Source organism: Salmonella sp. 3C (assembly GCF_025426275.1).
GTDB lineage: Bacteria > Pseudomonadota > Gammaproteobacteria > Enterobacterales > Enterobacteriaceae > Salmonella > Salmonella enterica.
This window is the reverse complement of the sequence record NZ_CP104858.1, coordinates 3,091,851-3,111,043: the sequence shown is the minus strand read 5'-3', so window position 1 is coordinate 3,111,043 and position 19,193 is coordinate 3,091,851. Positions and strand designations below refer to the sequence as shown.

At 52.4% G+C, this 19,193-nt stretch carries 16 protein-coding genes and 1 pseudogene; 6 read left to right on the top strand and 11 right to left on the bottom strand.

All coding sequences use genetic code 11. From position 1 onward, the window contains the following. Position 1: 1 nt before the first annotated feature. The 3 genes from lpxH to purK all read left to right on the top strand — a co-directional run bounded on the left by lpxH (position 2) and on the right by purK (position 2,415). On the top strand, positions 2–724 hold the full coding sequence (lpxH, locus tag N7E69_RS14650; RefSeq protein ID WP_000212278.1) for a UDP-2,3-diacylglucosamine diphosphatase: 723 nt from the start codon (positions 2–4) through the stop codon (positions 722–724). Between the two features lie 117 nt (positions 725–841). Then, a complete protein-coding gene (purE, locus tag N7E69_RS14645; RefSeq protein WP_000098736.1) occupies positions 842–1,351 on the top strand; it encodes a 5-(carboxyamino)imidazole ribonucleotide mutase in 510 nt (169 codons plus the stop codon). After that, on the top strand, positions 1,348–2,415 hold the full coding sequence (purK, locus tag N7E69_RS14640; RefSeq protein ID WP_000815603.1) for a 5-(carboxyamino)imidazole ribonucleotide synthase: 1,068 nt from the start codon (positions 1,348–1,350) through the stop codon (positions 2,413–2,415). The genes purE and purK overlap by 4 nt, the downstream gene beginning before the upstream one ends. Before the next feature lie 40 nt (positions 2,416–2,455). Here the strand turns inward: purK and N7E69_RS14635 are convergent, their stop codons facing one another. Genes N7E69_RS14635 through N7E69_RS14620 form a run of 4 tightly spaced genes read right to left on the bottom strand, consistent with a single transcriptional unit; the run spans position 2,456 to position 7,107 of the window. Next, on the bottom strand, positions 2,456–3,349 hold the full coding sequence (locus tag N7E69_RS14635; protein ID WP_000855334.1) for a carbamate kinase: 894 nt from the start codon (positions 3,347–3,349) through the stop codon (positions 2,456–2,458). 3 nt (positions 3,350–3,352) lie between these two features. Beyond that, a complete protein-coding gene (locus N7E69_RS14630) occupies positions 3,353–4,162 on the bottom strand; it encodes a DUF2877 domain-containing protein (RefSeq protein ID WP_001751101.1) in 810 nt (269 codons plus the stop codon). An 11-nt stretch (positions 4,163–4,173) separates the two neighbouring features. Next, entirely contained in the window at positions 4,174–5,433 is a 1,260-nt protein-coding gene (locus tag N7E69_RS14625) for a DUF1116 domain-containing protein (RefSeq protein WP_000495336.1), read from the bottom strand. Positions 5,434–5,442: 9 nt separating this feature from the next. After that, positions 5,443–7,107, bottom strand: coding sequence for an acyl-CoA synthetase FdrA (locus N7E69_RS14620; protein WP_000580903.1), 1,665 nt, complete (start codon positions 7,105–7,107; stop codon positions 5,443–5,445). A gap of 315 nt (positions 7,108–7,422) precedes the next feature. On the opposite strand from N7E69_RS14620, the gene allD reads away from it, so the two are divergent. The 3 genes from allD to allE are packed head-to-tail and all read left to right on the top strand — an operon-like array spanning position 7,423 to position 10,525. Then, complete coding sequence (gene allD, locus N7E69_RS14615) at positions 7,423–8,472, top strand: ureidoglycolate dehydrogenase AllD (protein WP_000703934.1); 1,050 nt, start codon at positions 7,423–7,425, stop codon at positions 8,470–8,472. Positions 8,473–8,493: 21 nt separating this feature from the next. Next, on the top strand, positions 8,494–9,729 hold the full coding sequence (allC, locus tag N7E69_RS14610; RefSeq protein ID WP_000589769.1) for an allantoate deiminase: 1,236 nt from the start codon (positions 8,494–8,496) through the stop codon (positions 9,727–9,729). A gap of 10 nt (positions 9,730–9,739) precedes the next feature. Beyond that, a complete protein-coding gene (allE, locus tag N7E69_RS14605; protein ID WP_000540985.1) occupies positions 9,740–10,525 on the top strand; it encodes a (S)-ureidoglycine aminohydrolase in 786 nt (261 codons plus the stop codon). A gap of 79 nt (positions 10,526–10,604) precedes the next feature. Here allE and glxK read toward each other — a convergent pair whose 3' ends face one another. The 7 genes and pseudogenes from glxK to gip all read right to left on the bottom strand — a co-directional run bounded on the left by glxK (position 10,605) and on the right by gip (position 19,191). Next, positions 10,605–11,753, bottom strand: a complete 1,149-nt coding sequence (gene glxK, locus N7E69_RS14600; RefSeq protein WP_000706327.1) for a glycerate 3-kinase — start codon at positions 11,751–11,753, stop codon at positions 10,605–10,607. A gap of 22 nt (positions 11,754–11,775) precedes the next feature. Next, positions 11,776–13,074, bottom strand: a complete 1,299-nt coding sequence (locus N7E69_RS14595) for a uracil/xanthine transporter (RefSeq protein ID WP_000484505.1) — start codon at positions 13,072–13,074, stop codon at positions 11,776–11,778. Between the two features lie 58 nt (positions 13,075–13,132). Further along, positions 13,133–14,494 (bottom strand): allantoinase AllB, encoded by a 1,362-nt coding sequence (gene allB / locus N7E69_RS14590; protein WP_000006865.1) that lies wholly within the window; start codon positions 14,492–14,494, stop codon positions 13,133–13,135. Positions 14,495–14,572: 78 nt separating this feature from the next. Next, positions 14,573–16,027, bottom strand: a pseudogene (locus tag N7E69_RS14585) (allantoin transporter). A gap of 95 nt (positions 16,028–16,122) precedes the next feature. Next, entirely contained in the window at positions 16,123–17,370 is a 1,248-nt protein-coding gene (locus tag N7E69_RS14580; protein ID WP_079945299.1) for an MFS transporter, read from the bottom strand. Between the two features lie 65 nt (positions 17,371–17,435). Next, positions 17,436–18,314: a 2-hydroxy-3-oxopropionate reductase gene (gene glxR / locus N7E69_RS14575; RefSeq protein WP_000765815.1), complete on the bottom strand. Its 879-nt coding sequence runs from the start codon at positions 18,312–18,314 to the stop codon at positions 17,436–17,438. A gap of 100 nt (positions 18,315–18,414) precedes the next feature. Next, entirely contained in the window at positions 18,415–19,191 is a 777-nt protein-coding gene (gip, locus tag N7E69_RS14570) for a hydroxypyruvate isomerase Gip (protein ID WP_000943591.1), read from the bottom strand. Positions 19,192–19,193: the final 2 nt, after the last annotated feature.

The window sequence follows — 19,193 nt, the reverse complement described above, 5'->3', positions numbered from 1 at the left end:
CGTGGCGACACTGTTTATTGCAGACTTGCATCTGCAAACGGAAGAACCGGCGATCGTCGCCGGTTTTCTGCGTTTTTTAGCCGTAGAAGCCCGTCAGGCCGACGCGCTGTATATTCTTGGCGATCTCTTCGAGGCCTGGATTGGCGACGACGACCCCAACCCGCTACATCGTGAGATAGCCGCCGCCATCAAAGCGGTGGTGAATGTTGGCGTTCCCTGCTTCTTTATTCATGGTAATCGCGACTTCCTGATTGGCAAGCGATTTGCCCGCGAAAGCGGCATGATTCTACTGCCGCAGGAAAAAGTGCTCGACCTGTATGGCCGCAATGTGTTGATTATGCACGGCGATACGCTCTGTACCGATGATGCCGGATATCAGGCGTTTCGCGCCAAAGTCCATAATCCGTGGGTGCAACGACTGTTCCTTACCCTGCCGCTGTTTATCCGCCGCCGTATCGCCGCCAGAATGCGCGCCGGCAGTAAAGCCGCCAACAGCAGCAAATCGCTGGATATTATGGACGTCAATGCGCAGACCGTCGTCGCCGAAATGGAAAAACACCGCGTACAGTGGCTGATTCACGGTCATACCCACCGCCCGGCGGTGCATGAACTTTCCGCCAACGACCAGCCCGCATTCCGCGTGGTGTTAGGCGCATGGCATCATGAAGGTTCAATGGTAAAAGTCACGCCGGACAACGTTGAGTTAATCGCCTTCCCCCTGTAAATGTTCGTCGAATCGTCCGTTACGGCGCGCACGCAACCGTTTTCCTTGCCTGATTATCATGCTATTCTCTGACACCTCAAAAGCAGCGTGTCCCGCACCACAGGAGTTTTAAGACGCATGTCTTCCCGCAATAATCCGGCGCGTGTCGCCATCGTGATGGGGTCCAAAAGCGACTGGGCTACCATGCAATTCGCCGCCGAAATTTTTGAAATTCTGGATGTCCCGCACCATGTAGAAGTGGTTTCCGCTCATCGCACCCCCGATAAACTGTTCAGCTTCGCCGAAACGGCGGAAGAGAACGGATATCAAGTGATTATTGCCGGCGCGGGCGGCGCGGCGCACCTGCCGGGAATGATTGCGGCAAAAACGCTGGTCCCGGTACTCGGCGTGCCGGTACAAAGCGCTGCGCTAAGCGGCGTGGATAGCCTCTACTCCATCGTGCAGATGCCGCGCGGCATTCCGGTGGGTACGCTGGCGATCGGTAAAGCCGGTGCCGCTAACGCCGCCCTGCTCGCCGCGCAGATTCTGGCGCAACACGACGCGGAACTGCATCAGCGCATTGCCGACTGGCGCAAAGCGCAAACCGATGAAGTTCTGGAAAATCCCGATCCGCGGGGGACGCTATGAAGCAAGTTTGCGTTCTCGGCAACGGACAACTGGGCCGAATGCTGCGCCAGGCGGGCGAACCGCTGGGTATCGCCGTCTGGCCGGTTGGTCTGGATGCAGAGCCTACCGCCGTGCCGGTACAGCAGAGCGTCATTACCGCAGAGATTGAGCGCTGGCCGGAAACCGCGCTTACCCGCGAGCTGGCGCGCCACCCGGCCTTCGTCAATCGCGATGTATTTCCGATCATCGCCGACCGTCTGACACAAAAACAGCTTTTCGATAAACTGGGACTCGCGACCGCGCCGTGGCAGCTGCTGACCAGCACCGACGAGTGGTCCGGCATCTTTGACCGCCTGGGCGAACTGGCGATTATTAAGCGTCGCGTTGGCGGCTACGACGGTCGCGGGCAGTGGCGTCTACGCGCGGACGAAACCGGGCAACTGCCGGATGACTGCTATGGCGAATGTATTGTTGAGCGCGGTATCCATTTTTCCGGCGAAGTGTCGTTAGTCGGCGCGCGCGCTCATGACGGCAGTACCGTGTTTTACCCGCTAACGCACAATTTGCATCAGGACGGCATCTTGCGGACCAGCGTCGCGTTCCCACAGGCGAACGCCGAACAGCAGGAGCAGGCGGAATCGATGCTGTCAGCAATTATGCAGGCGCTGAACTACGTCGGCGTAATGGCGATGGAATGTTTTATCACGCCGGAAGGCCTGTTAATCAATGAACTGGCGCCGCGCGTGCATAACAGCGGACACTGGACGCAAAATGGCGCCAGCATCAGTCAGTTTGAATTGCATTTGCGCGCGATTACCGGCCTGCCGTTGCCCGCGCCGGTGATTAACGCCCCGTCGGTGATGATCAACCTGATCGGCAGCGAGCTGAATTACGACTGGCTGAAGCTGCCGCTGGTACATCTGCACTGGTATGATAAAGCGGTACGTCCGGGGCGAAAAGTCGGCCATCTGAATCTGACCGACAGCGATACGTCACGTCTTAGCGCCACCCTGGAAGCGCTCTCTCCGCTCCTGCCGGGCGAATACGCCAGCGGCATTATCTGGGCGCAAAGTAAGCTTAAATAAACAGCGTGGGCGGCGCATTCTCTGTCGCCGCCCGTCGCGATCACAGACGGATGCAGGTTCCCGCCCTGCCCGCCAGGGTATCGTCAATACGCGACAGCGCGCCAATCCATGCCGGCTTTCCGCACCGCTTCACATACCCGCTTACCGCGGTCACCTTCGGTCCCATCGCGCCATCGGCTTTGGCAAACGGCGCCAGCTCATCGGGCGAAGCCTGACGAATAGCGCGCTGCTGCGGCGTTCCCCAATGTTCATACACCGCATCCGCATCCGTCAAAATGATCAGACCATCGGCCGCTATCTGCTCCGCCAGCAATGCCGCCGCCAGGTCTTTATCTATCACCGCCTCGACCCCTTCGCCCTCGCCAGCAACAGGTACCCCGCCACCGCCGCTGCAAATCACCACATGGCCCTCTTTTAGCAATAACTCAATAGCGGCGCTTTCGATAATCTGACGCGGCGCCGGGGAAGCGACGACACGGCGCAGATATTTTCCATCACATTTCATATGCCAGCCATAAGTCGCTTCCAGCGCCATTTGCTCTTCTGGCGAATAAACGGGACCGATAAACTTTTCCGGTTCAAGAAAAGCAGGATCGTCCGCCGATACCTTTATTCGCGTTAATACCGCAGTCACCGGCGGCATATCGGGTTCAAGCGCCAGACGCTGCGCCAGCATATAGCCGATCATTCCCTGACTTTCCGCTACCAGCACATCCAGCGGATAAGGCTCAACGGCTTTCCAGGCAAGGTTCTGTAAAGCCAACAGGCCGACCTGAGGGCCGTTGCCATGTACTATCGCCAGCCGATACGAGCGGGCAAGTCGCGCCAGCGCGGGCACCGCGTCAGCAATATTGCGATATTGATTCTCTGCCGTTAGCGCTTCTCCGCGCTGCAATAATGCGTTGCCGCCAAGAGCAACTACCAACGTTTTCATTCCCTATCCTTTTACTATTTGTTGTCCAAGCCAGAACCCCAGCAGCGTATCCGCGCCCGAGGTGTGCCCCAGCGCCAGCAGTCCGTCAATCGCCGTTTCTGTGCGAGCATCTCGTCGCAGCGCATGAATAAAGTGGAGTAAAGGCGACGCGAAATAACCCATAGCCGCATAGCGTAAATAGCTAACGCTCACGAGCGTCGTCGCCCGATCAAGGCTGCCGGATTGGGCAAAAAAATTACGCCCGGCGCGTTCATCTATGGCGCCAAAATACCAGGCCGCCAGCAACATTCCCGTCAGCGTGTCGTCATGACTGGGCGTTAAGCCCGGCCCTTTACCCAGCCATAGCCGCCAGTCAGTCGCAGCACCTGCAAGCGCCGACTGAAAGCAGTGACAAAACTGGCGAAGTTCCGGACATAGAGGCTGGGCTGCGGCGACGGTTAACGGCCCAAACAGTCCCGTCTCCTCACTACGCTGCATGTACGTCGCGTTAAGACGCGGCGACGCAAGATAGCGCGGAACCCGCAGCGAACAGCTCCTCTCCGGCTCGCATAAAAGAAACTCGCCAATCTGAATACCGGCAGCGGTTGACTGCGGTTTTTCGCCATCGGTGAGCACATCGCGCAATGCGTCAAAATCGCCGCCGCGCAGTATCCACCCTCCCGGACTGAAGCCGCTCCCCCGACGGTGAAGCGTTAATAACTCACCGCTTTTCGCCACAAAATTAATAGAGCGACGCCATACCCCTGACATCTGCCAGGGTTGCCGATAATCCGCCGATTGTCGGCTTGCCATAAGAGGATGGATACGTTTCATGAGACGCTCTCTTAACTTACGCCCATGCTTTCCGCCAGCGCTTCCAGCGCCTGCTCGAAACAGGCCAGCGGCGCACGGACGGTTCCCGCGCCAATCTGGCCAATCCCCGCCTCTTTATGCGCGATACCCGTGTTAATCAGCGGCGTAATTCCGGTCTCGACCACGCGGCGGATATCCAGTCCCAGACAGGCCCCCTGAAAATCCCAGCCGGGGATTTGTAGCTGCATGTTGCGTTCGAGATAAATTTCAGCCATCTCTTCAGAAACAGATTTCGCCGCTTCCATTCCCCCGGCACCGACAAAACGCGTTACGCCAGGCGCGGCAATCATCGCAGCGCCGCCAATACCAAACGTTTCAGTAATGGCGCTGTCGCCCATGTCCGGGTTGGCCTGATCCTGCGAAAAACCGGTAAAAAATAGCCCCTGCGGCGTATTAACAGGCGCGGTGAACCAACGGTCGCCCAGACCGCTAACCCGAATGCCAAACATATCGCCATTACGGGTCATCGCCGTCACAATACTGCCGGCGCGAATCTGCGCGCCCGCGTCCATGGCGGCTTTACAGTAGGCCATCGCCAGATTAAGGAAGAATTGATCGGTGACGCTCAGAAAATCCATCACTTCCGCTATCTGCTGCTTATCATGTTCCAGACGGGCGATATGCGGCGCCAACGTGCGCATCAGCAATGCGGAAGAAGCGATATTGCGCTGGTGGAATTCATCTCCCATCGTAATGCCCTGCGCCATCATTGCGGTCAGGTCGAGCCCCCGCTCCAGACGTCCCAGCGCCGCGCTTAATACCGGCATCAGCACATCGCGCATCCAGCGCAAACGTTGCTGAACATCCTCGCCATAGGCGCCGAAACGCATCACTTTGCCGATCCCTTCGTTGAGATTGCAGTACGCGCGATTGCCGTCGGTGATATTTTCCACGACCAGCATCGGCATACTGGCTGAGGTAATACCGCCCATCGGCCCCACAGCGTTAACGTGATGGCAGGGAATAAAGTTGACCTTTCCCTGCTCTAACAGTACGAGCGCGCTCATTTCATCTTTGGCCCATCCTTCAAACAGGCATGCGCCGATACAGGCGCCTTTCATCGGGCCGGTCATCTCTTGCCAGCGCATCGGCGGGCCGGCATGAAGAAGCGTTTTCCCCTGATTGAGCACGCTAATTAATGAAGAAGCTGGCTTCACATCCAGCCAGTGCGGACGTGCGCGACGAATTTGTTCGATGACTGCAGCGTTGGCTTGCGCCACTGATGTAAACATGGGAACCCCTTATTGCAAACGTTCTAACAGACGAGCCAGTTTTTTATTACCGCCAGCGACAGGCGCCCACTGGTAGTGCACCACGGGCATACCGGCAGCCTGTAAATCCAGCGCGAAGCTACGTAACCCGGCATTAATCACCGCTACCGCTTCCAGTAACCGGGGAGCTGATGGATGAGTGGAAGAGAGGGTTGGTCGAATCAGTTCCGCGGCCAACAGAGTGGCTTCGGGAAGAGAATCCACTACTGTGATGCCGGCATCTTCGAGCGCGGCGATTTGTTGCGAGCGGCACTGAGGATCGCGTTCCGTTCCGGTGACGGTTGCGATGGCGAACAGCGGCTGGTCGCCGGCGCGTGCGGCGCATGCCTTCTGCCAGGCCTGAATCAGCGATGCGGCGGGATCGGCGGTCGCGCCAAAACCAATAACGACGTCCACTAATAACACGCGTACCTGCGGCTGTGCGCCAAGTCCGGCGATAAGCTGATTACGTAACGCCGGGTCGATCATCGGATGTGGTCGCCCAACGGTATAAAAGTCATCGCCCAGATCGATAATCTGGTGGCCGTCAGCGTCAAGCATCATGCCATGGTGATGTTCCGTATCCGCCGCGACGCCCAGATAGCCGGCCAGTAGCCCCGCCGCTTCCGCCGCCAGCGTTCCGCCGGTATAGAGACCACGAATCACGCCGCCTGTTGAAACCATTTCTTTACGCTGCGACGTCACGCGAGACAATAAACATGCCAGTCGGGCGGCTTCATCCAGCGTCGAGGCAAACCAGACGTTTTCCTCACGCGCAACGGGGGAGGAAAACCCTAAGAACAGCGCTACAACGGGTTTGCCGGTGGCTTTCATCGCCGCGATAATATGCTGACGAACCGCATCGGCAGGCGGTTTGGAGACAAAGGCCAGCACCTGGCTCTTTTCATCCGCGCTGAGTATCTCCAGTGCCGTTAGCGCGCTGATCCCGCCGACCTCGGCGCTCAAATCGCGTCCGCCAAGCCCGATGGCATGGGTAATCCCTTCCCCCGCCAGCGCAATCTGTGAACAGAGCTCCTGAATACCGGTGCCGGAAGCGCCAATCACCCCGATGTTGCCCTCTGGCATGACGTTAGCGAAAGCCAGCGGCGTATTGGCGATCATAGCGGTGCCGCAATCCGGCCCCATGACCAGCAGTCCTTTATCACGCGCCCGGCGTTTTAGTCTGATTTCATCGTCCAGCGTGACATTATCGGAGAAGATCATCACGTTCAACGAACGATCCAGCGCCTGATCTGCCAGTTCCGCCGCATATTCGCCGGCCACCGATACCAGCGCCAGATTCGCCTCTGGCAGTTTCTGACAGGCGCTTTCCCAGCGTCTGACCTGGATTAACGACTGGCTGCCGCTGCTTCCCTGCGCCAACTGCTGCAATGCTTCTTCGAGCTGTTGCACAATCACCTGCGTAATGCCGTCATCTACCGCTTCGGTACGAATCGCCACGCAAATGTCATTGGGCGTAGCGCCATGAAAATCGTCATGCCAGAAACCGGTAGTTTCCAGCAGCGACTTATTCGCAGGCGTTCCCATCATTACCGATACATCATCAACATTTTCGGACTCACTCAGCTTTCGAGAAATAATCATTAAGCTAACAGAGTCCTGAAAACACCCTTTTTTAATAAAGGCGTGGATCATAACAACTCCTTAATAATTGCACCCATTGCAATTGCACGAGCAGTGTTAATGTGCGCTTCACGGTATATATCCGGGAGGGTAAATAGAGTGATTAACGTCACATCAAATTTATTAACAAAAGAATTCAAACAACGGCTAAAGGATTAGTTATGATTTTCTAAAAAAGCTTTTTATTTAAGCAAAAAGATAAAACCCGCCTGATTATCAAATAAATTCTAATTATATTTTTTTGCCTGTCTGGATCACATAATCATTTTATTTTCCCGGTATGTTAATCGCAGTCATGCTTCACACCGTCGTTAAAAAGGAAGACAGATGAAAATCAGTCGGGAAACACTCCATCAGCTTATCGAAAATAAGCTTTATAAAGCCGGACTAAAACGTGAGCACGCCGCCATCGTCGCCGACGTACTGGTTTATGCAGATGCCAGAGGTATTCACTCACATGGCGCCGTACGCGTTGAATATTATGCCGAACGAATTTCAAAAGGCGGCACCAACCGGGAGCCGACGTTCCGCATTGAGAATACCGGTCCCTGTACGGCGATACTGCATGCCGATAATGCTGCCGGACAGGTCGCAGCCAAAATGGGAATGGAGCATGCTATTGAAATAGCCAAAAAAAATGGCGTCGCGGTTGTCGGCATTAGCAGAATGGGCCATAGCGGCGCCATCTCTTATTTCGTCCGCCAGGCTGCTCGCGAAGGCCTGATTGGTCTGTCTATCTGTCAGTCCGATCCTATGGTCGTGCCGTTTGGCGGGGCGGATATTTACTATGGCACTAATCCGCTGGCCTTTGCCGCGCCGGGCGAAGGCGATGACATCATTACCTTTGATATGGCCACCACCGTGCAGGCCTGGGGAAAAGTCCTCGATGCACGGTCCCGCAATGAGTCCATTCCGGAGAGTTGGGCCGTTGATAAAAATGGCGCGCCGACACATGATCCTTTTGCCGTCAATGCGTTATTACCCGCCGCAGGCCCGAAAGGTTACGGCCTGATGATGATGATCGATATTCTGTCCGGTATTCTGCTGGGGCTGCCGTTTGGCCGCCAGGTCAGTTCGATGTATGAAGATTTACACGCCGGACGCAATTTAGGACAACTTCATCTGGTCATTAATCCGGCGTTCTTTTCTTCCTGTGAATTATTCCGCAAACATATTAGTCAGACCATGCAGGAACTCAATGCCGTGAAGCCCGCCCCCGGTTTTAAACAGGTTTATTATCCTGGACAGGATCAGGATATTAAACAGAAAAATGCCGATATGAATGGTATCGATATTGTTGATGATATTTATCAATATCTGATTTCCGATGCCCTCTATCTCAAGTCATACGAAACAAAAAATCCCTTTGCCCAATAATTATTGAAACAGGAATTTTCTATGATAAAGCATTTTCGCCACGCGATAGAAGAAACATTGCCCTGGCTCTCTTCCATTGGAGCCGATCCTACGGGCGGAATGACGCGTTTACTTTATTCGCCTGAGTGGCTGGAAACACAGCAGCAGTTTAAAAAGCGAATGGCAGAAAGCGGTCTGGAGACACGCTTTGATGACGTCGGAAATTTATATGGCCGCCTTTGCGGCACACAATTTCCGGAGCAGGTGATTTTAAGCGGTTCGCATATTGATACGGTCGTCAACGGCGGCAATCTGGACGGGCAATTCGGCGCGCTTGCCGCCTGGCTGGCGCTCGACTGGCTAAAAGCGACCTACGGCGCGCCGCTGCGCACCGTCGAGGTAGTGTCAATGGCTGAGGAAGAAGGCAGCCGTTTCCCTTACGTTTTTTGGGGCAGCAAGAACATTTTTGGCCTGGCGAATCCTGAAGAGGTACGCCATATCCAGGACGCCAAAGGCACAGGCTTTGTCGACGCTATGCAGGCGTGCGGATTTACCCTTCCCGCCGCGCCACTCGCTGCGCGAACCGATATCCGCGCCTTTGTTGAATTGCATATTGAGCAAGGCTGCGTTCTGGAGAGCAACGGACAGTCGATTGGCGTCGTCAACGCCATCGTCGGGCAACGTCGCTACACGGTGACGCTCAACGGCGAGTCCAACCATGCAGGCACAACGCCAATGGGCTATCGTCGCGATACGGTGCACGCCTTCAGTCGTATTTGCAGTCAGTCCATTGAAAAAGCCAAACAGCATGGCGATCCCCTGGTATTAACGTTCGGCAAAGTTGAGCCGCAGCCGAATACGGTCAATGTAGTCCCTGGAAAAACCACATTTACAATCGATTGCCGGCATACGGACGCCGCGGTACTTCGCGAATTTACCGAACAGTTGGAAAACGATATGCGCGCCATCTGCGATGAAATGGATATCAGCATCGATATCGATTTGTGGATGGACGAAGCGCCGGTGCCGATGAACGCCGAACTGGTCGCGGCCCTCACCAGGCTGTGTGAAACCGAACAACTGAACTATCGCATAATGCATAGCGGCGCAGGTCATGACGCGCAAATTTTCGCGCCGCGCGTCCCTACCTGTATGATTTTCGTCCCCAGCATTAATGGTATCAGCCATAACCCGGCGGAACGTACCAACATTAATGACCTTGCTGAAGGGGTCAAAACTCTGGCATTAATGCTGCATCAACTTGCCTGGCAAAAATAAGGAGCCATCAATGGGATATCTGAATAACGTCACGGGTTACCGCGATGATTTACTGGCGAACCGCGCCATTGTGAAACACGGTAACTATGCGCTCTTAACGCCGGACGGTCTGGTGAAAAATATTATTCCTGGCTTTGAAAACTGTGACGTCACAATCCTTTCGACGCCGAAGCTGGGTGCTTCTTTCGTCGATTATCTGGTCACCTTACATCAGAATGGCGGCAACCAGCAGGGCTTTGGCGGCGAGGGGATTGAAACTTTTCTCTATGTCATTACGGGAAATATTGAAGCTAAAGCAGAAGGAAAAACATTCTCTTTAACTCAGGGCGGATACCTCTATTGTCCACCGGGCGAGATGATGACCTTTAGCAACGCTCAAACGGAAGACAGCCAGCTATTTTTATATAAACGCCGCTATACTCCTGTCGAGGGGCATGCCCCGTGGTTGGTTTCCGGCAATGCCAGCCAGCTGGAGCGTATTCATTATGAAGGCATGGAAGATGTTATTCTGCTGGATTTCCTGCCTAAAGAGCTGGGCTTCGATATGAATATGCATATTCTGTCGTTCGAACCGGGCGCCAGCCACGGCTATATTGAAACCCACGTCCAGGAACATGGCGCTTATATCCTTTCCGGCCAGGGGGTTTATAACCTCGACAACAACTGGGTGCCGGTGAAAAAAGGCGACTACATCTTCATGGGCGCTTATTCCCTGCAGGCCGGATACGGTGTAGGTCGTGGCGAAGCATTCAGCTACATCTACTCCAAAGACTGTAACCGCGACGTTATGATTTAACGGCGGACAGCCCTCCTGATTATTTTTAATTTAGCTATGTTGGATTTTGCCACGGTGAGAACCGTGGCTTTTTTTATGCTTAACGAGTCCCGATATCCTGGCCAAGTTTGATGACGCGGGCAATATTACAGGCGCTGTGGTAGAGATTTTGTTCACCGTTCGCCAGAACCTCCGGCAAAGGCGCCAGCCGCGGCAAAATACTGAATACGGCATCAATACCGTGGCGATGGACCACTTCCACGCCGTCGCCCAGTACGCCGGCAATGCCGATAACCGGGACGTGATGCCGTTTCGCCACTGACGCAACGCCTATCGGCGCTTTTCCTCCCGCCGTTTGCGAGTCGATTCGCCCTTCTCCGGTAATCACCAGCGAGGCCTCTTTTACCGCCTCCTCCAACTTCACCGCCTGCATAACAATCTCAATACCGGGCTTCATTTCCGCTTCCAGGAAGACGATAGCAGCAATCCCCATTCCTCCGGCCGCTCCACCGCCCGGTATTTGAGACATGTCGCGTCCGGTCAGGGCATGTAAAACACGGGCATAATTACGTAATCCATTTTCCAGCGTCTCGACCATTTCAGGCGTCGCCCCTTTCTGCGGACCGAATACCGCCGCCGCGCCGCGTGGCCCCACCAACGGGTTATCAACATCACAGGCGACCTCAATACGACACTCTGAAATACGCGGATCGCACCCCTGCAGGTCAATGCTCGCCAGGCGCGATAAATTGCCCCCTCCGGCGCCAAGCAGCATTCCTTGCGCGTCCAGAAAACGCACACCGAGCGCCTGCGCTACTCCCATTCCGCCATCCACCGTGGCGCTGCCGCCGATACCCAGAATAATATGGCGAATCCCCGCGTCCAGGGCGTGACGAATCAATTCGCCGGTGCCGAAACTGGATGCCAGCAGCGGATTACGCGCCTCTGGCGCCACCAGCATCAATCCGCTCGCCGCCGCCATTTCAATAATCGCCGTTTTGCCGTCGCCGGTCAGGCCATAAAATCCGTTTACTTTTTCCCCCATCGGCCCGCTAACGTCCACAGAAACCCGTTTCCCGCCGGTCGCAGCCACCATTGCGTCCACGGTTCCTTCTCCGCCATCGGCGATCGGTAAACAAACATAGCGCGCATCAGGAAATACGGTTGAAAATCCCGCTTTAATAGCCTGACAGCATTTATCAGCGCTTAAGCTCTCTTTAAATGAATCTGGCGCAATTACAATCTTCATCATGTCTCCTTGTTTTCTCACGTTATTTAATGCGTTCCCACGGAATAAGATTTTCCATAAGCACTGCCAGTAAGATTCCCACCAGTAATCCGTTGCTAAGCAGAGGACGAATCATCAGTGGAAGATCCTGTAAATAGACCGGAGGAAGCCCCATCAAAAAAATGCCGACAAAAAGCGGTAACGCCAGGCGATAAATATTCCGCGCGGTAAACGTAATTTGCTGGCTAAAAACCAAACCGGAATAAAGTAAAGGTAAATAAGAGACCAGCATAACGGCGCTGCTGATCGCCAGTGGAATAGCGCAAAATAAGCGGGTTAACGGCGTTATAATGGCAACCAGCAGACACAGCGCGCTACCACAGATAAAGGATTTGCGAGAACTGTCGCCGGTTTGCGTTAATAAACCAATGGAAGACACAAAAGGCGAAAAAGGCACGACCGCGAAAGGCACCGTCACTAACGTCATCAGTCCGGAAATCATAAAGCTTCGGCGATAACGAGAACTGCCCGACCCTTGATGCAGATAAAAGATATCGGTACCGCGGATGGCGCCGTAAGTGTTGCTGATGTTGACTAACCCCGTCATCACCGCCGTCACAATAATACCCGGCATCAGCGTGCCGTGGCTGCCCAGCGGAAACCATCGCCAGCTTAATTCACCCGGCGGTAAGTGTGATGAAGGAAAGCATAACCGCCATAGCCCCCACCCGACCACGGTCCCTACCAGTAACGCGTAACGGGAGATACGCTGCTGCAGGAAAATAATCATCGCGAGGATAAAACACATCACCGCGACCGCCAGCCCAAAGGGGGCCAATTTGATTCTGGCGCTGGTATCGGCAATGCCAAAAGGCAGCCCCAGCATGCCTTTAAAAAATATTGAGGTCAGCTGCGCGCCCAAAAGCAGCATGAAAAAAACCATTACCGCCGGCGTAAACAGGCGAGCCAGACGGTGTCCTAAGCCGCTAATGCCGATAAATATCGTCACCATTGCGGAGATCGCGATCCCGACCGACAGGCTGGAGGCGATATCGTTCAGCGGCGTGCCGCGAGACGCCTCGCCAAGCGTAATCGTAAGAATAGCGCCCCACCACAGTCCTGTCGGCCCTTCCATAATGGCACGGCGATGGCCGCAAAATGCCTGAACCAGGCAGGCCAACGCGGTGGTCAAAAAAGCGTATTGTGTGAGCATTAACAAGTTATCAGCGGGAAGATGAAAAGCGGACAGCAAGGTAGGGGGAACCACAACCGTGTTACAGAAAATAAAGAAAAACCACTGAAAGCCGGACAACACACTTTCGCGGTTAATAACAGGGAACATATCCACACCTTAAAATAGAGAATGCCCGTCGTGACGACGGGCATTAAATCACACCGGATTACTGCTGATGTTTAAGGATAAACTGACCTTTTGGCGGCACAGGGAAGCCATGCTCGATGTCATAAATAACATCGCCGCGCAAAATCGTTTTGGTAATACGCGCGCCAATAGTACGGCCAACATACGGACTGACTTTATGGCGATATTCCAGATCTTCATTTTTCAGAACATAGCTGCTGTCAGGCTGAATAAAGACCAGGTCAGCATCTTTGCCGGGGGCAATACGTCCTTTATGTTTCAGACCAAAAATATCGGCGGCGTTGGTCGCCATTAATTTGCCAAACATCGGCAACGACATACCGCGTTTTTGCACCGCTTCATCAAACATGACGTCCATGCAGTTTTGCAGTCCGGCAATTCCGCCCCATGCTTGCATGATATTGCCTGCTTTCATTTCCGGAGGGCATGGAGAGTGGTCGGATACCAGGCAGTCGATTTCGCCGTTAAACAGTTTTTCCCACATCCCTTTCTGGTTTTCCTGGTCGCGAATTGGCGGAGAACATTTTGCCAGGGTGCCAATCTCTTCGAACTGATCGGTATCGAGGACAAAATAGTGCGGGCACGATTCACAGGTGACATCCTGGCCCTCCTGACGCGCGCGCGTTACTTCCTCTACCCCCTCCGGGCTGCTGATATGGCAAACGTGCAGACGGCAACCTGCCGCTTTCGCCAGATACAGCACGCGACGAATGGCTTCCACTTCAGTAAATACCGGACGTGAGGCGACATAATCATGCGCCGTTACGCGACCTTCGCGTTTAGCTTCCTCGCCCAGCTCATCGCAAATCAGAGCATTTTCGCAATGTACCAGTACCGTCTGGTCCATTTCCCCCAATTTTTGCGCGCCTTTGTAAAACTGCCAGTCATTAACGTCGCGAAAATCATTATCGATGCCACGATCGCCGCAGGTGGCGACAAAGCACTTGAAGCCGACAACGCCCACTTCGTCCAGCTCATGAAGCCGATCCAGGTTATAAGAAACCAAACCGCCCAACTGCGCGGCGTCGATGGTCAATTTACCTTTTGCCGCGTCAAACTTGAGTTCAATCGTCTCACGATCGACCGTCGCCGGCAGCTGATTGAGCGGCATCTCAATCATCGTGGTAATACCGCCTTTCGCCGCCGCGCGGGTACCGGTTTCATAGCCTTCCCAGTGGGTACGGCCCGGTTCAGAAATGTGGGTATGCGCGTCAACCATGCCCGGCGAAACGATCAATCCCGTCGCATCCAGCACATTTTTCGCTTCCCCCAGGTTCTCGCCAATCGCGGCGATTTTTCCGCCCTGGACGGCGATATCGATAACTCTCGCTTCGTTTTCTAAGATGACAGTACCGTTCTTAATAATTAAATCAAAAGACATAACAAACTCCTTGTATGGATACAGATAGTTTTTAAATAGCGCACACTTCATTAAATACGCTTAATGCTTTTTCAATATTTAACCTGCGAGTTTTTTCTCTCCTGTATTTTCAAAACCCGTGCGTTTCTTCAATAGCGCATAAGTAACGAACGCAACTATTACGCCTACAAACTAGGACACGCGGGATAAAGGCTCCAAAAATGGTATAAACTTGCCGCCTAATGACAGAATAACTGCGACCAGGGTGACTGAAAATGCAGTCAGGTTAAATCCATTATCATAATATTTGTAATCACCGCTGGCGGTGTACAGCTCATCAAGATTAATTTTTCCACGCATTACCACAAAATAATGAGCTAACATTACGCCGATTACCGGGCCAAGCATACCGCCGATAATATCGAGGAACAGATAAATACTGTCCTGATTCTCCATTAATTTCCATGGACAAATCAGTAGACTGATAATACTGGCAATCATTACGCCATTTTTATAGTTAAGCTTTGTCGGGGCAAGCGCCGCAATTTGATACCCCGCAGGTATAATATTACCGGTGGCGTTGGTTGAAATTGTCGTCATCAGAATCACCAACACCGCAAAGAATGAAGCAAACAGGCTGTCCCAGCGCTGCACAATATCCAGCACGTTCCAGGTATCCATACCATAATGAATACTGGCTCCGGCAATAATGCACACGCTGGCTACGGCGAATAATATATACGCTACGATAAGCCCCAGCGTTTGTCCCAATGCCTGAGCGCGAAATGAATGCGCGTTTTGCGTGAAATCGGACGCGCTCACCGCTGGCGCTGCCCAGACGGCGACTACGGCGTTAATCACCACCAGGAACAGAAAGCCGCTGTGCTCTGCTTTTTGCACGCCTGAAGGCAGATAGTCCAGAATCGGGCCAATGCCGACCAGCGATATTGCCCAAATAGCCATGCCGCCAAAGACAATGTAAATACATGGATTGAGGATAGCGGTAAATTTATTTAATACTTTACCACCGCCAAAACCGATGCCAACGTTAATAATCCAAAAAATTAGAAAAGTAATTAGTCCTGGCAGTGAAAGACCCAGCAGCTTGAAATCTCCGCCTAATGTCAGAAATCCTGGCCAGATCTTCCCAATCAAAATAAGAAATGCCAGCGATCCCGCGTAACACTGTAAGCCGAACCACATAATTGCCGCGATTCCCCCTCGCAATAATCCAGGGAATAGCGCGCCGCGGACGCCGTAAGAACCTCGCAATATCATAGCAAAAGGAACGCCATATTTGCTGCCTGCCGCGCCATTCATTACCATCGCCGCCGCAATAAATAATGCGCTGATAATAATGGCCAACATGATATTAAATGTTGATAGGCCCAGTATAAAAAAACCGCCGACCATAACGTAATTTGGCACGTTATGTACAGATCCCATCCATAAGGTGAAATAGTTAAATGCCTTCCAGTTTCGTTGGGTTTCTGTTTTAGGTAATAAGTCTTCGCTATAACCGCGCTGCTGGTATAGCTCTCTTTGATGTTCCATAAATCCCTCTTTTCACGCATCGGATAACGTTGTTATGGGTTTAGCTATGAGGAACAAATAAATATAAAATAAAGAATTAGTAGATATAATTATTTTTAAGCTGAAGCAATACGTTGCGTTGCTTTCTTTTTATATAAAGTGACGACAGCAAAGATCAGCGTTCCGGTGACCACTAAACATGCTGAAATCACAAAACTGATCTCCTTCGACCCCGTTACATCCGAAATAAATCCGGTCAACGTTGGGGCGACAACCGCCGAGCTCATGCCAAAGAAATTAAAAAGGCTGAAAGCTCTTCCCAGACTTTTTGCCGAAGCCTGTTCAGATACAAAGGAGATCAGGATCGGGTCTACCGCCATTTTCCCCAGCAAGCCGTATAGCGTCAGGCTGACCATCAGCATCGTGGTATTCGGGGACAAAACCGTAAACGCCAACATTGCTGCCGCCACAATTTCCAGACCGAGAATAACCTTAACTTTACTGTTACGGAATTTATCTGACAGATGGCTAAAAAATAACGCCCCCGGTACGCCAACCACCGCCACCAGCGCTGATGCCAGCCCGATAGCTCCGCCATCAAATCCTCTTTCAGTCTGTAGATAAGAGGGCTGCCAGGTCACTATCAAATAATAACCGTAGCAGGTACAGAAATAGAGGAAGTAAACGCTACACAATAAACCAGAGAATAAAGGCGCACGTTTCTCATCTTCCGTAACGGTTTGGGTTTGCTTTTCCGCTTGCGCAGAGTCGCTTTTGGCTTTACCGCGAATGATCAGCGTAAAGACGCACAGCATGATTACTAATATCGCGGCCACGATATACAGTACATTTTGCCAGGCCATGCTCATGTTTTTTACTAATACGCTGGAACCGATTAAGCCAATCCCCATCCCTATAGCCGACCCGCTGTTGATAATCGCGTTGGCTAATGCCCGACGGGCCTGCGGCACGTTTGCCGAAGAGAGTGAATAAGCCGAGCTAAAGAAAGAAGCGCATCCGCCACCTGCCATTAGCGACCCTATATAGATCATGGTCAGGCCATTGGCTTTCGCGATACAGAGTGTACCAATAATAAAAAGCGTAAATCCGGCCATCAGCATGATTTTTTGACCGAATTTATCGACCAATATTCCGCAAGGGATTTGCATACTGCAGTAAGCAAAAAAGTAAAAACTTGCAATGGCGCCTATTTCTGCATTACTTACATTGTCTAAAGATGCCTGAATTTCTGGATAAATTGGCGTAAGCACGGTGCGATAGATCCAAATCGCTACCCAGCCCAGGCTCATTACGACAACAATTTGTTTCCAGTAATCAATCCCGGATTTTTTAGTTTCACTCATGTTCTTCACCTTTACAGAGTGTTCCTTGTGAACAGGTATCGCTGCAGCCGCAGCGATACACATAATTAGGACAATTTATGATTGGCCATTAATTCCAGCGCCTGTACCATTGCCGAATGATCAAGCTGGCTCCCGCCATTTGCCGCACAGGTATTGAATAATTCCTGGCAGGTCGCCGTATTCGGTAAATTCAGCGCCAGCGCTTTTGCGCTTTGCAATGCAAGATTAAGGTCTTTCTGATGAAGCGCGATTTTGAAACCAGGCTCGAACGTCCGGTTGATCATCCGCTCGCCGTGAACTTCCAGAATGCGTGAAGAGGCGAACCCGCCCATTAACGCCTGGCGCACGCGTACCGGATCGGCGCCTGCTTTTGAAGCAAACACTAAGGCTTCAGAAACCGCTTCAATATTCAGCGCAACAATAATTTGGTTAGCCACCTTACAGGTTTGCCCATCCCCATTGCCGCCCACCAGGGTGATATTTTTTCCCAGGATGTCAAAGAGCGGTTTAACGCGGTCAAAGACTTTCTGCTCGCCGCCGACCATAATCGACAGAGTGCCTTCACGCGCCCCGATTTCTCCCCCGGAAACCGGGGCATCCAGGTAATCAGCGCCCATTTCATTAACGCGCTGGGCAAAACGTTTGGTTTCGATAGGAGAAATAGAACTCATATCGACGATGGTTTTTCCCTGAAGCGATGTTTTGGCGCAACCGTGTTCGCCAAATAACACCTCTTCAACCTGCGGCGTATCCGGCACCATTATGAAGATAATGTCTGCAAATTCAGTTACCTGACGTGCAGTCTCAACATTTACCGCCCCCAGCGAGAGCAGTTCGTCCGCGACCGGACCAATAGTCGTAACGTGTAATTGATGACCGGCGCGTGCCAAATTGATAGCCATTGGCGAGCCCATAATTCCCAGGCCAATAAATCCCAGTTTCATATACAACCTCTTTTATTGCTTTCGGTGTTTCCAGATTCAGGCAACACAATCCCTTTCCAACACAGTGGAAAAAAAAGCGCTGCCCGAATTATTCTGCGTTTTAACGGTACTGATTAATCCACGATAATCCCGCTTCCGTGGTAGTCAGTGGTTTATATTCACAGCCAACCCAGCCATCATAACCAGACTGTTTAATGACATTAAAAATAAAGTCATAATTAATTTCCCCGGTCCCCGGCTCGCCGCGACGCGGGTTATCAGCAATCTGTAAATGGCCTATTTTATCGGCCCATGCCGTCATGGTTTGCGTTAATTCCCCTTCCATGCGTTGCATGTGATAAATATCATACTGAATTTTGATATTATCACTGCCGATATCCTTAATTAATGCTAACGCCTGTTGAGTGCCGGTGAGATGGAATCCCGGCATATCAAAGTGATTAATAGGTTCGATAAGTAATAAAATGTCTTCTTTCGCCAGCATATTTGCCGCATAGCGCAGGTTTTCGACCAACGTGTCGTGGATCTCCGTTGCGGAGAATCCTGACGGCGTTTTACCCACCAGACAATTTATTTTCTTATTGCCTAACGCACGTGCATAGCGGATTGCGGCCGCTACGCCATCGCGAAACTCTTCTTCGCGCCCAGGAATACAGGCAATTCCACGTTCGCCAGCCGCCCAGTCGCCAGCAGGTAAATTATGTAACGTATGTTCCAGATTATTATCCCTGAGCTTACGTTTTAACACTTCGATGTCGTTATCGTAGGGAAACATGAATTCCACGCCGCGAAATCCCGACAACGCCGCTTTATCAAAGCGTTCCAGGAAATCATATTCCGTAAACAGCATAGAAAGATTGGCAGAGAAACGTAACATCG